This is a genomic window from Streptomyces sp. NPDC046985 (genome assembly GCF_040644415.1).
GTDB lineage: Bacteria > Actinomycetota > Actinomycetes > Streptomycetales > Streptomycetaceae > Streptomyces.
Map to the genome: position 1 here is coordinate 458,269 of NZ_JBEYWK010000001.1, position 13,570 is coordinate 471,838.

7 protein-coding genes are annotated in these 13,570 nt (G+C 72.5%); 1 reads left to right on the forward strand and 6 read right to left on the reverse strand.

Going from position 1 to position 13,570, the window contains the following annotated elements; genetic code table 11:
* Positions 1–5: 5 nt before the first annotated feature.
* The 6 genes from ABZ861_RS01990 to ABZ861_RS02015 form a co-directional block, all read right to left on the reverse strand.
* Complete coding sequence (locus tag ABZ861_RS01990; protein WP_361622035.1) at positions 6–2,672, reverse strand: glycoside hydrolase family 3 N-terminal domain-containing protein; 2,667 nt, start codon at positions 2,670–2,672, stop codon at positions 6–8.
* An 8-nt stretch (positions 2,673–2,680) separates the two neighbouring features.
* Entirely contained in the window at positions 2,681–4,510 is a 1,830-nt protein-coding gene (locus tag ABZ861_RS01995; RefSeq protein WP_361622038.1) for a PIG-L family deacetylase, read from the reverse strand.
* Positions 4,507–5,916, reverse strand: coding sequence for a sugar efflux transporter (locus ABZ861_RS02000; RefSeq protein WP_361622041.1), 1,410 nt, complete (start codon positions 5,914–5,916; stop codon positions 4,507–4,509). The genes ABZ861_RS01995 and ABZ861_RS02000 overlap by 4 nt, the downstream gene beginning before the upstream one ends.
* Entirely contained in the window at positions 5,913–7,487 is a 1,575-nt protein-coding gene (locus ABZ861_RS02005) for an FAD-dependent oxidoreductase (RefSeq protein WP_361622044.1), read from the reverse strand. The genes ABZ861_RS02000 and ABZ861_RS02005 overlap by 4 nt, the downstream gene beginning before the upstream one ends.
* Positions 7,488–7,842: 355 nt before the next feature.
* Entirely contained in the window at positions 7,843–9,003 is a 1,161-nt protein-coding gene (locus tag ABZ861_RS02010) for a radical SAM protein (protein WP_361622047.1), read from the reverse strand.
* 1,666 nt (positions 9,004–10,669) lie between these two features.
* Entirely contained in the window at positions 10,670–11,620 is a 951-nt protein-coding gene (locus tag ABZ861_RS02015) for a helix-turn-helix transcriptional regulator (RefSeq protein ID WP_361622050.1), read from the reverse strand.
* Between the two features lie 825 nt (positions 11,621–12,445).
* On the opposite strand from ABZ861_RS02015, the gene ABZ861_RS02020 reads away from it, so the two are divergent.
* On the forward strand, positions 12,446–13,483 hold the full coding sequence (locus ABZ861_RS02020) for an NAD-dependent epimerase/dehydratase family protein (RefSeq protein WP_361622053.1): 1,038 nt from the start codon (positions 12,446–12,448) through the stop codon (positions 13,481–13,483).
* Positions 13,484–13,570: the final 87 nt, after the last annotated feature.

Here is a 13,570-nt window from a genome sequence, read left to right on the forward strand (position 1 = left end):
CCCTTTCAGGGCGCGCGCCAGCCGATGTCCGCGAGGTCGAGCAGGGCTGTGCCCTCGGTGTAGAGCATGAACGGGACGTCCACGTGGCGCAGGTCCATGCCGACGTCGGCCAGGCGGGTGAGCGGGACGGAGACGGTGGTCCACTCGCCCAGCGGCGCCTCGCGCAGCGCTGGTGACAGGTTCACGCCGGGCTGGGCGGGATAGTCGTCGTGGCAGGCGAGGAGCAGCGCGGCGGACGGCGGCTCCAGCACCTTCACGCGGAACCGCACATGAGCGCCGGCGTTCAGATGGCCGCGCAGGTCGGCGGGGTCGCCGGTGGGCGACTCGGCGTAGACGAAGGACGGGTAGCCGGTGAAGCGCAGCCGCAGCCCGGCGCCCGACGCGGCGGGCACGGGATCGGCGTGCACGATGAGGCACCTGGTGGGCCCGGTGAGCGAGAGGTCCTCGCGGGACCAGGTGTTGTGCCCGCCGACGCGCAGCCGGTACGGGCTGCCCTCCGCGTCCAGGATCCTGAGCGGGCCGTCCGCCGGGGGCGGCGGCGGGGCCTGCTGGAAGGCGTCCGGCGGCAACGGGGCGTCGGGCGCCGGGTCGTGCAGGGACAGCCCGTGGCCCACCGGGAACAGCGGGGCCCAGCGGCCCTCCGGCGCGGTCTCCTCGGCGGGGACGCGGTAGTCGGGCAGGTGGGGCGGGATCCGGTTGACGGCCGCCGAGTCCCGGGTGCGCGGCCACGAGGACGACAGCCGGCCCTGGAAGTCGTGGGCGGCGGCGCCGTCCGGGGCGGCGAAGAGGACGTCGGTGACGCCCTGCGCGTACGGGCCGGGCAGCCAGGCCGCGACGAAGGCGTCCGAGAGGTTGATCTCCTCGGTGCAGTACAGGGGCCGGCCCGTGAAGAAGACGCTGACGGCGGGCAGTCCGGCGGTGTGCAGCCGGCGCAGCACCTCCAGGTCGCGGGCGTAGGAGAGCTTGAGGTCGGCGTAGCCGAGGGAGCGCCAGGGCTTGAGGGTGCCGCGCATCTCGGCGTAGGAGTCCTCGCCGAGGGCGACCACCGCCACGTCGAAGTCGGCGGGATCGGCGCGCACCAGCGCCGGGTCGACGACGCACCGCTCGGCGCCGACGACGGCGCGGATCGCGTCCGCCAGGGTGGCGCCCTCCGGCAGGTCGGCGCGGTCGACGTCGTCGCCCTGCCAGGTCAGCGTCCAGCCGCCGCACTGCTTGCTCAGGTCGTCGGCGGCGCTGCCGGTGACCAGCACCCGCGCGGTGCGGGGCAGGGGCAGCAGGCCGGGCGTGTTCTTCAGCAGCACCAGGGACTTGCGGGCGGCCTCCCGGGACAGCGCCCGGTGCTCGGGCGCGCCGAGCACCGGCGTCCCGGCGTGCGCGAGGGCGCGGTCGCGCGGGCGGGGCTTGTCCCACAGGCCGGCGCGCATCTTCACCCGCAGCACGCGGGTGACCGCGTCGTCGACGCGCGCCGTCGGGATGACGCCGTCCCGTACGTACTGGACGGTCGTGCGGTGCACGCTCTGCCAGGCGTCGCGGCCGGCGATCATCAGCACGTCCATGCCGGCGTTGATCGCGTATCCGGCGTCCCCGGCGGAGCAGCCGGCGACCTCGGCGTGCGCGTCCCAGTCGCTGATGACGATGCCGTCGAAGCCGAGGGCGTCCTTGAGCACGTCGGTGAGCAGGTAACGGCTGCCGTGCACCTTGTCGTTGTACGGCTCGCCCCGGTCGGGACTGTGGTCGTAGTTGGCGGGGCCCGACCAACTGCTGAAGGAGACCATCACGCTCTGCGCGCCGGCCTCGATGCCGGCCACGAAGCCCTGGGCGTGGACGTCCCGCAGCACGTCCTCGGAGCAGCGGGCGGTGCCGCGGTCGCCGCCGTTCTCGGTGCCGCCGTCCGCGATCCAGTGCTTGAGGGTGGCGAGCACCTTCCCGTCGGTGCGCAGCGCGGCCGCGCCGCCCTGGAGGCCCTCGACCATGGCCCGGCCGTAGGCGTGCACGAGGGCCGGGTCCTCGCCGTAGCCCTCGTAGTAGCGGCCCCAGCGGCGGTCGCGCGGTGTGGTGACGGTGGGGGCGAAGATCCAGTCCATGCCGGTGGCGGCGACCTCGCGGGCCGTGGCCTCGCCGATGCGCCGCACCAGGTCGGGGTCGCCGGCCGCGCCGAGGCCGATGTTGTGCGGGTAGATCGTGGCGCCGTGCACGTTGTTGTGCCCGTGGACGGCGTCGGTGGCCCACATGAAGGGGATGCGGAACGGGCGGTCCTGCCAGTGCTCCTCGGACGCGGTCCAGAAGCCGTCGACGGCGTCGATCCAGTCCCGCACGCCGGCGTGGCGCTTGCCGTCGGGCCAGATCCCGGCGCCGTTGAGGGCGGAGCCGATGCCGTAGGCGCGGACGTCCTCGCGGGTCAGCTCGGCCAGCTCCGGCTGGATCATCTGGCCGACCTTCTCCTCCAGCGTCATCTGCGCGAGGATCTCGGCCACCCGGCGTTCGATCTCGGGGTCGGGCGGGATCGCGGAGGTCAGCCGCGGCCACTGCGTCAGCGGCCGCAGGCCGGGCAGTCCGGCGGCGCGGGGGGCGCCGCCGTCCGCTGCCGTCGTCGCCGTCGCCGTCGTGCCGTCCGGCGCGCGGTCTCCCTCGTCTCCTGCGGTCGGCGCGGAGTCGCCTGTCACGGTCGTCACGGTCGTCGTCACTCCCCTTCCCCGGTGTGGCCGTCCTGCCCGGCGCGGACGTCCTGCCCAGCGCGGCCGTCCTGCCCGGTGCGGGCGTCGGCGTCGCCGCCGGGCTCGGTGATCCAGAACTCCTCGGTCCGCGCGGCGAACACCCGCTCCTGGAACGGCCACGGCACGACGGGCCGGGTCTGCCCCGGGGCGAACAGCTCGACCTGGGTGCGGTGTTCACGGAACGCGGCGTGCTTCTGCGCCACGTAGTCGGCGATGTCGAAGGACACGAGCCGTTCGACCGCCGTGCCGGGACCGTCGGCGGGCTTGCGGTTGACGAAGCCGAACTCCTCCTCGGTGCGCTCGTCCCACACCACGTACCGGTACACGTCCGGGGTCAGCCCCAGTTCGGCCAGGCAGGACACCACCGTCTCGCCGGTCAGCCGGTGGTCGGCGTTCAGCTCCCGGATCTCGTGGGGCACGTACACCTGGGTCACCGCCTCGTGCTCGCCCAGGAGCGCCAGCACGTCCCGGCGGAACTCGGGCAGGCGGTCCGCCAGTTGGGTGTCCGGATAGTCGAGGAACCGCACCGACTCCTCGCGCAGCCCCAGCGCCTTGCCCGCCATACGGGCCTCCTGGCGGCGAATCTCGCGCACTTCCGCGGGCGTGGGGTCGGTGTGGATGCCCAGCACGGCGGAGTGGGACATCGCCCCGTCGGTGGCGAAGACCACGCCCACGTGCGCGCCTTCGGCCGCGAGCCGGGCGACGGTGCCGCCGCAGGCGATCACCTCGTCGTCGGGGTGCGGCGAGAAGACCAGCACCCGGGGCGCGTCGCGCCGCGCCTCCCGGTCCTTCCAGGTCCACATGCCGAGCAGCGGCGGGGTCATCGGTTCGCCTTCCGTGGGTGTGCGGGCGCCGGCGTCTTCCGCGTCCGCCTGGTCGATGGGGCGCACCACCGTGCCGAAGCGCTCGGTCGCCTCGCCGTCGGCCAGTCCGCGCGAGCGGAGGACGTCCTCGATCTCGTGGAAGTGGTTGTCCGGCACGAGGCGCGCGACCGGGGTGTTGAACTTGGCCGCGAAATAGCGGTAGTTGCGGGCGGCCGAGCGCATGTTGGCCTCGTAGCTCTTGGGGTGCGGCACGTGCAGGGCGGCCGCGTCGCGGCGCAGCGTGAACCGCGCGCCGGCCGTGCGCAGCCGGTAGCCGAGGTCGACGTCCTCGGCGCCCCAGGAGCGGTACGCCTCGTCGAAGCCGCCGGTCGCGCGCAGCAGCGCGGTGGAGGCCGAGGCGTTGCAGGTCCACCACATCAGCCAGGGCGCCGTGAGCGCGTCCAGCTCCTCGCCGTAGCGCTCGTAGTAGTCCTCGCGGATGTCGGGCCAGCGGCGCTCCGCGGTGAACCGGGCGAAGGAGGCGTCGGGGTCGGCGAAGTCGACGGCGTCCAGGATCTCCTGGCCGTCCTCGTTGCCCTCGTTGAAGCAGAGGACGTAGCCGACGACCGCGGTGGGCCCGGACGTCTCGCGGTGCGCGGCGAGATGGGCGGCGAGCGCCCCGGAGTGCAGGATCACCCCGGAGTCCACGAACACGCAGACGTCGGCGCGGGCGTGCTCGATGCCGGCGTTGCGGGCCTTGGCGACGCGGTAGCCCTCGTCCGGCTGGAAGAAGTAGCGCACGTCGAGCCGGTCGCGGTAGCCGGCGACGACCTCTTCGGTGCCGTCGGCGGAGCCGTCGTCCGCGACGATCACCTCGAAGCGGTCGCCGGGCGGGAGCTGCTGGCGGCACAGGGATTCCAAGGTGTGCTGGAGCAGTTCGGTGCGGTTGTAGGTGGGCACGACGACTGTGCAGGCGGGCTGCGAGGTGCTCACGCGGCTCTCCCTTCGCGGGGCTGGGCGGCGTCCGCGGCGTGGGCCGGGTCGGCGTCCTCGGGGTGAGGGCCGGCGGCGCGGACGGGGGCGGTGTCGGAGTCGGGGGCGGTGTCGGAGCGGAGGAACAGCACGAGCAGCCCGGCCAGCGCGGTCAGTCCGGCGCACAGCCAGAAGACCTGTCCGTAGCCGGTCCAGGTGGCGACCGTGCCGACGGCGAGGCCGCCGAGGAACATGCCGGCCTTGAAGGCGCTGGAGTACAGCGCCGACGCGGTGCCCGGCCGGCCGGGCAGGCTGTCCTGGAGCGCCACCACGGGGATGTTCAGGGCGACGGCCACCCAGGCGGCGTTGAGCGGCTGCACCGCGAACAGCAACGGGGCGTTGCGCGCGAACGGCAGGGAGGCGAAGAACAGGGTGGCGCAGACGGTGGCCGCGATCATCAGCCGCCGTTTGCCGACCCGGTCCGCCCAGGCGCCGACCGCGACCATCAGCGGGATCTCCAGCGCGGCGCTGACGCCGAGCAGCAGACCGGCGGACTGGGCGCTCATCTTCAGCTCGCGGGTGACGTACAGCGGCAGGTCGATCTGGTACATCGCGTTGGCGGCGAGCAGCAGCACGACGGAGCCGAGGAGGATCATCGTGCGCGGCCCGACCCCGGCGAACATGCCCAGCAGTCCGGGCGGCGGCTCGGCGGACCCGGGAGCGGTGGACGCGGACTCGGCGGACCCGGACTCGGGTGGCCCGGCGACGTCCTCCGCGTTCCCGTCCTCGCCCTCCGCGACCGGCCCGCCGGGGCGCGGCAGCCCCCACCGGCACAGCACCGCCGCCAGCAGGGACAGGGCGGCCGTCGCGGTGTAGAGCACCGTGAACGACCACTCGGCGATCATCCAGAAGGCCAGCGGCGGCCCCACCACCCAGGCCAGCGAGGTCACCGAGCGCAGGAAGCCGTTGAAGAACGGAGCGTCCACGCCCCGCCTGTCCGCCAGTTCGCGGGTGTAGGCGAACAACTGGCCGAAGCACGCGCCGCCCAGACCGAAGCAGACGATGCCTGCCACGAGCAGCGCGTAGTAGTCGCGCAGCAGCGTGTAGCACAGCGCGCCGGCCGCGTTCAGCAGCGCGGTCGACACCAGGATCGTACGGCGGTCGCGCAGCCGGTCGGAGACGGCGCCCACCACCACGTCCGTGCCGATCTCCGCGATCGACCGGGCGGCGAAGAACAGGCCGACCATCAGCGGTGTGGCGGCGACCGCCTCGGTCAGGAAGAGGCTGGTGGTGGGCACCACGAAGGCGCCCACCAGCCCGATCGCGCCGGTGACGGCGATCAGGTTGCGCACCGCGGGCTCGGCGACCAGGCGCCAACGGCCCACCGCCGCCCGGTCCTCGCCCTCGGTGTCGGTCGGGGCGTTCACGCCGCTGCCCCTCCCGCGGACCCTTCGGAACCCGTCTCGCGCTGCCGGTACGGCAGCCAGGGGGCGAGTTCCCGTCCGGCCGGCACCCGCTCGGCCGCCGCCAGGTCGCCCGGGTCGATCTCCCCGCGGGTCAGCAGCCGTCGCCGGGTCTCGGGGGGCAGCGCGGCCAGGACGCGGTGCCGGACGCCGTCCAGGTCGAGGCGGTCGTCGTGCGCGGCGGGCGACGGCGACGCCTCTTGTCCCGGGCGCAGGTTGGCGGGGTCGACCTGGCTGGAGACGAGGGTCCAGTAGGCGCGGAAGCGCACCGCCGGATCGGGCAGCGCGCCGCTGAGCAGCCCGAGGCGCACCGTCTCCAGCCAGCAGTCGAGGTAACGCCGGTCGTGCAGCGCGGACATGTGCCGGGTGCACCACGCGGCGCGCTCGGCGGGTCCGGGCAGCGCCGTCTTGCCGCCGAGCACGCTGAGCACCCAGCCGCCGATCGCCTCGAAGTACGGACAGGCGGTGCCGAACGCCTCGGTGTCGACGGGGGTGTTGACCACGGCCAGCGTCGGGTCGTGCCGCCAGAAGTGATGCTCGTACAGGTCCTCGCGGCGCAGGTCCGCGAGGAAGCCGTAGTCCGGCGGCTCGTAGCCGAGGCACAGCACCACGGCGTCGTAGCGGGCGGTCGTCCCGTCGGTGAGGACGGTCTCCCCGTCGGGCGTGAACCGCTCGAAGGCGGCCACCGGGCGCACCCCGCCGGAATGCACCGCGGGCACGATCTTCTCGTTGACGTGCACCGCCCCGTGGAAGCCGTCGCGGGGCAGCAGTCCGGTGGCCCGGTACATGTCCATGTACGCGGGCATCCACTCCGTCAGCCAGTCCAGGTACTCGGCGTACGGGACCTCCTCTACGGCGACCCGGCCCGCGTAGGAGAACAGCGCGTCGTTGTACTCGCCGCCGATCTCGCGCGGGAGGAAGAGCTGTCTGCGGCGCACCGACCAGTCCACCCGGGCGGCGCGGCCGGCCAGGTCGGCGGCGATGTCGGCGCCGCTCACCCCGCCGCCCACGACGAGGACCCGCTGCCCGGCGAAGGCGTCCGGGCCCCGGTACTCCGGGGAGGTGAGCACGCGGACCCCGGTCCCGGGCGCCGGCAGGCCGCCCTCGGGGCGCCGGGGTTCCCACAGCTCCCCGTTGGCGACCAGGACGGCGTCGACGCGCACGGAGTCCTCCGCGCCGCCCGCCTGCCGGGCCGTCACCCGCCACTCCCCGCCCTCCTTGGCGACCCGGACGACCTCGTGGCCGAACCGCACCGCGCCGAGCAGGCCGAACCTCTCGGCGTAGGAGCGCAGATACGCCTGCACCTCGCTCAGGGCGGGGAAGTCGGCGGCATAGGTCGGCGGGTGGTCGGAGAACGGCATGCTCATGCGCGAGCTCTGCATCCGGACTCCCGCGTAGGCGCCGCCGGACGCGGCGTTCCAGATCCCTCCGAGGTCCTGGTGCTTCTCGAAGCAGACCACGTCGTGGCCGTCGGCGAGCGCCTGCTTGACGCAGGTGAGGCCCGCGGCGCCGGCTCCGATCACGGCTAAGCGCATGTGTGGACTCCTGGCCTTGTCGCTGGGTTGTTCGGGCGTGCGCAGCGCACGGGCGCTTGGTGGGCGCCGGCACTGGGCGCGCGGTGTGCGCGGTGTACGCGGTCGGACCGGGGCGACGCTCCTGGTGACGACCGCCGCGCGGACGGGCGCCGCGGAGACGACCGCCGGGCGGACGGCCGACGGGCTGCCGACGGGCGGACACCCGGCACGGGACGAGGGCCGGACCGCTGCCCCGCCCGCCCCCGCCCCCGTGACTCGGCTTCGGCTTCGGTCGTCAGACGAAGCGGTCAGGAGGGTCAGCCAGGCCAGACCGGCCATTCGGCCGAACCGGTCGCGTACCAGTCGGGCGTGCCGGTCAGATGAAGGGGTCGAAGTCCTCGACCAGGTCGACCGGCGTGGGACGTTCCGGCAGCAGCGCGATCTCCTGGTTGGTGCCGTGCCGGGCGCACACGAAGCGGCAGTCCTCGGTGGGGTCGATGACCGTGGTGTCGGCCTGCGACCACATCTCGGCGAAGCTCATCCGCTGGATGTCGCCGATCCGCCCCTTGGGGTTGCCCCGGTGGTACGGGCAGACGAAGACGCCGGTGGGCGTGACGGTGGTACGCAGCTCGGTGACCGCGCAGGCGTGGTACTCCTTCGGCTGCACCGGGTCGGAACCGCGGCGCACCGCCTGCCAGTTGGACGAGTACAGGATGTGGAAGGAGTCGTCCTCCAGCTCCCGCAGCCGGGCGATCTGCTCCTCGACCAGCTCGATGTCCTCGGCCCGCTGGTTGACCGTGTAGTGGTCCTCGTCCAGCATCGCCTTGACCTCGAAGTAGTCGCAGCCGATCTCCCGGGCGAGCAGTCCGGCCTGGTACACCTCGCCGTAGTTGCTGTCGGCTGTCTTGCCGTCCTCGTCGGAGCGCTGCATGAGCAGGAACGAGTAGCCGAGCCGTCCCTGCTTGCGCGAGGCGAGCAGCCGCATGTTGTCGATGACCTGGGGAAAAGCGCTGTGCTTGCCCCGGCTGGGGCGGAACGCCTGGAAGGTGTCCGCACTCCCGGCGTCCACCGAGACCCGGACCCAGGACAGCATGCCGGCGAGCTGGTCGATGTGCCGGTGGATCTGGGTGCCGTTGGTGACCAGACCGAGCTGGATGCCGGCCCCGTGCAGCACCTCGATGATCCGCCCGATGGCGCGGTGCAGCAGCGGCTCGCCGCCGCCGATGAGGATCACCGCGCGGACGTCCGACTCGGCCAGCTCGTGGGCCAGGCGGACGATGCGGTCCTGGCCTATCTGGCCGTGGTGCAGCACCTGGGAGCTGATGCACTCCGGGCAGGCGAGGTCGCACACGGTCGTGGGGTCGAGGTCCACGACGAGCGGCGAGGACAGCCGTTTGCCGCTGGCGACGTCGAACGCCGCGGGATACACGGAGCGTTGGTAGATCTTGCCGACCAGGTCGAGATTGCGCTCCACGAAGGGAGTGCCGAGAGTGGTTCCGGGCTGAGCTAAGGGCTGTGCGGAGGTGCGGTCAGGCATGCGTGCGATCACTTTCCGGTTCGACGGTCTCATGGTCGGCGGCGCAGGAGCAGAGGCGCATACGGGCAAGGCGCATGCGCGGGCTGGGGGAAGACAGCGTGACGGACAGCGGGGCCGGGAGCCGATGATCTGTGGGAGCGCTCCCAAGACGGTTGCCGAATCAACGGCAGCGTGTCAACCGGTCGCCGCCAACTGTACTTGGCTCCCTGCCAGTTGGCTTGAAACCGTGCCATTCGACCGCTCTTGACAAGCGAGACGGAAGCGTTTGGCCTGCTCACGGGCCGTCGCTGTCGCGGGCGTCGGCGGACCGCCCCGCCTGGCCGCGCGGCCGACCGGCGAGACCCGCCTCGGGTGCGCCTCCGGCACACGGCCGCCGCGCAGGGCTCGCGCAGGCCACCGCGGCCTTTCGCCCGGTCGCCGGGGGCGCCGTCCGCCGCCTCGGCCGCCGCCGCACGAGGGTCCGCCGCCCCGGTCGCGGCCGTTCCGGCGGCACGCCTCCGAACGGCGGGCGAGCCGTCGTCGCAGGAGGCGGGGAACGCCGAATCGAAGAAAGGCACATGCCGCCGTCAAGGGCCTCCGTAAGGCGTTTTCAGCCAGTCCGGGCGAACTCGCGGAACGGGAAGGTAACAAGAAATCAACGCTGCGGACATTTCAGAGGATCGACGACGCTCATCGCGGCGATCCACGGGCGAAAAAGCCGACAAAGCCGCCGCACGTCAGGAGCTGTGCCCAACGTCACACGCGACAGATTGGCCGAATTGCCGCCGGAACCGAGAGGCGTCAAACAACACCCGAGAGAGGGGAAGGGGGAGACGCAAGGGGAGGAAGAGAGCGGGGGCGGGAATCGGTACCGCGATCGTTCATCCCGCCGACAGGTGCGGTCTGCAACCGCTTCAAACTCTCAACTGAGCGCCTTACGGGAACGTTTGAGCAGGCCGCGAGCATTAACGGGCCGCCCTGAGCCGCCCTCCGGCACGAGCGCTGAAGATCTACAGCCCTTTGCCGTACGACGAAGAAAGGGCGACGGGACGGAAGTCGAGCGAGCGCGGGCTGAGAGAATTCACGGCTCCCCTCGGCACTCCTTTTCGTGCGGAGTGACGCATGAGGGGGACTCAGTGGGACTCAGTGCAGAGACATCGCTTCTGACACGGCGCAAGAAAGCGTGATGATTTCCGCTTTGACGACTGCGGAGAAAAGCGACCGTGGCGGGTGAAAGGTCCGGCCGCCTCGTGGAGGAGACGGTGAGGCGGGAAGGATAAGCCAACCCGCGCGCCGTCGGCGTCCCGCACCTCCGTACCGCAAATGCTTCAGGCATATGCGCCGCACCCCGGCGGTCGTCCGAGTGGGCCGGCCCTGGGGCGAAGCCGGGCGCCGGGGGCGTGTGCCGGGCCGAGTGCCGGGGCCCCGGGCGCCGAAGGCCGCGACGGGAGCCGAAGACGGGCGGCCTAAGCCGAGCCGCCCACGCAGCACCCCCACAGCACCCCCAAGCCCCCCACCCCTCGCACACCCACCCCCACTGATGACGGGAGCGCTCCCATGATCACGGGAGCGCTCCCACTCTGTTCCGGACCGCTCCCACGATCAAGGACTCCCCCTCCCCCGAGGCCGCGGCACGCCAGCACACCGCGTAAAACGCGCGGGCCGCGCAACCCGCGCCGACCGCCGCCTACCGCGCGTACGGGAATTCCAGAGCTTCCGCGTCGACGGATTCCCGAATTCTGAATCCCGCCTGGAAACGCGTCTCGGAATCGAAGCGCTGCATGATCTCGGATATGTGTTTCCGGCAGGTGCGCAGCGATATGGCGAGGCGCCGCGCGATCATGTCGTCGCGCATGCCGTCGGCCAGCATTCTGACGATGGATCTCTGGATGTCCTCGGTCAGGACGCCGTTGCTCCCGCCTGCCGGGAAAGGAGTCGCGTGCGTCCACGCCGTGTCGAACACACCGCAGAGGAAACGCACCACCAAAGGCTGGGTCACCACGGTCGCGCCGTCCGTTCCGTCGCTCTGCGCGAGGAACGCGATGGTGCGGTCGAACGAGATGAAGCGGGGCGGAAGATCGGAAAGGGTGCGGACCTCCGCACCCTTTTCCCTGCTCTTCTCCACGTATGCCCGGGTGGGCCGATCCCGGCGCGCGGCGTGCTGGTAGAGGATCTTCATCCGCACCCCCCGGTCCAGCATGGCCAGGTCGCGGTCGGCCGCCTCCGCCAGCAGATGGGACGGCCGGCTTCCGCCGGGCTGACAGGTCAGCACCTCCCGCACGCAGGCCGCGGTGGCCTTCTCGATCAGTTCGTTGACCGTGCCGGTGTCCGGAATGCGGAGCGGTCCGTCGCCGTCCCCGACCTCCGTGGTCAGCGTCTGGGACACCGCGCGCAGCCCGGCCACGCTGCGCCGGGCCTCGCCCAGCGAGTCCAGGGCCTCCCGGAGCGAGTGCTCCACGTCCCCGGAGAGCAGCGTGAAGGCCAGCTCGACGGGGACCGCCTCCATCCGCGCGTCCCCGGCCAGGCCGCCGGACGGGGCGTCCTGGCCGCCGGAACCGGTGTCGGGGGCGCCCGCAGTGCGCAGCAGATGAAGTGCCTGTAAATCCTTGAGGGCTTCCTCCACATCCGACACCGGCATGCCGAGTTCCCGAGCCGCGCTTCGTCCGTCGACGCCGCCCCCGCGCCGAACCCGTTCGTATACCTGCGTCTCGATGCGTCCGAGAGTCCCGTCCTGTGAATCCTGTGCTGGCATTTTCCTCATTCCGGCGAGGGGATTTACTGCATGCATCTTCATGCAGTCGACATCACTGTACATTCACTCGACGTGGAGACCATGATCTGAGCAGATCAGTCAAACGAGGGGGCTCCATGCTGTGTGCACTCTGCGGACCGCAGAGCGAATTCCCTGTTTCCGACACCGCCTGGGGCGGCCGTCCCGCGGGCGGTCCGCAGCCCGCCCTGTGACGTCCGGGCGGTAGTCCAGCGCCCCGTCACGTGAGCCCGGAGCGTCGTGCCGCGCACCGCTCCGATCGGCCGGTCCCACCCGGTCGGCTCACGCGGACGTCCCGTTGCCGCAGACCAGTAGACCGAGCGAGGAACAGCGCGACCGGGACGTGCCCCGCACGGCTTTCCGCCTGCCTGTGCGCGACGACGCGCACACCGCCGCCCCGGCAGAAGTCCGGCCGGACGGCGCGGACCGGGCGCCGCCGTCCGACGCGACGTCCGCCTTCCGCCCTCCCGCCCTCGCGGCGGACGCGAGGAGTCCTTCTCCCACGGCGACGAGGCCGTGCGTGCCGGAAAGCTCCCGCCCCTGACCGCTCCCCCACGCAGCACCACACCGTCACGTAAAGAGGTGTTTCATGCTCAGCCAGTGTGGATCCGCGGCCCCGGCCCCGAGCCGAGGACGGCCGGCGGACCCCGCGAAGCACCTGCCCGCCGACTCGCAGGCCCCCGAAGGCGCGCGATGAGCCGCGTCGTGGTGACCGGCGCCGCGGGCATGCTCGGCGCCGCCCTGGTCGACCGCTTCGTCCGGGACGGCCGGCAGGTCGTCGGGCTCGACGTCGCCCCGCCCGCCGCCGCGCACCCGGACGTCGAGTGGATCCGGGGCGACATCCGCGACGCCGCGGTCGTCGGCAAGGCCGTCCAGGGCGCTTCCCTGGTCGTGCACAGCGCGACCGCGCTGCCCACCTACCCCGAACAGCAGATCCGCTCCGTCAACGTGACCGGGGCCCGCACCCTGCTCGACGGCTGCCGGGACGCGGACGTGCCGCGCGTCGTCCACCTGTCCTCCGCGGCCGTGTACGGCGTGCCGAAGACGGTGCCGACGCCCGAGGAGCACCCGCCGGGGCCCTGCGACCCCTACAGCCGCTCGAAGGCGGACGCGGAGCGGGTCGTCGCCGAGTTCCGCGCCCAGGGCATGGTGATTCCGGCGCTGCGGGCCAAGACCTTCGTCGGTCCCGGGCGGCTCGGCCTGTTCGCCATGCTCTTCGAGTGGGCGCACGAGGGCCATCACTTCCCCATGCTCGGCGGCGGCGACGTGCTCTCGCAGATGCTCGACGTGGACGACCTGGTCGAGGCGGTGGTCGCCGCGGCCGAGCACCCCGACGACGACGCCGTCAACGACGCGTTCAACATCGCGGCCACCGAATTCCGTACGCTGCGCGAGGACTTCCAGTCCGTGCTCGACGCGGCGGGCCACGGCAAGCGCGTGGTGGCCCTGCCGACGGCCCCCGCCGTCGCCGTGCTGAAGGCGCTCAGCCGGACCGGACTGTCCCCGGTCTACGGCCGGCTCCTGCACAAGCTCCAGGTGGACAGCTACGTCTCCACCGAACGCGCCGCCGACGTGCTGGGGTTCCGCCCCCGCTACTCCAACCAGGACGCCCTGCTGCGCACGTTCGCCTGGTGGCGCGCGCATCACCGCACCCGGAGCGCCGCCACCGGGCTGACCAGTCGCGCGCCCTGGAAGCAGGGCGCCCTCGCCCTGGGCAAGGCCCTGTTCTGATGCGGCCCGGCAGCCGAGGGGCCCAGCCCCGACCGCACAGGTCAGCGACTCCGCCCGCCCGGAGCCCCGTTCACGACGCGCCTCCCA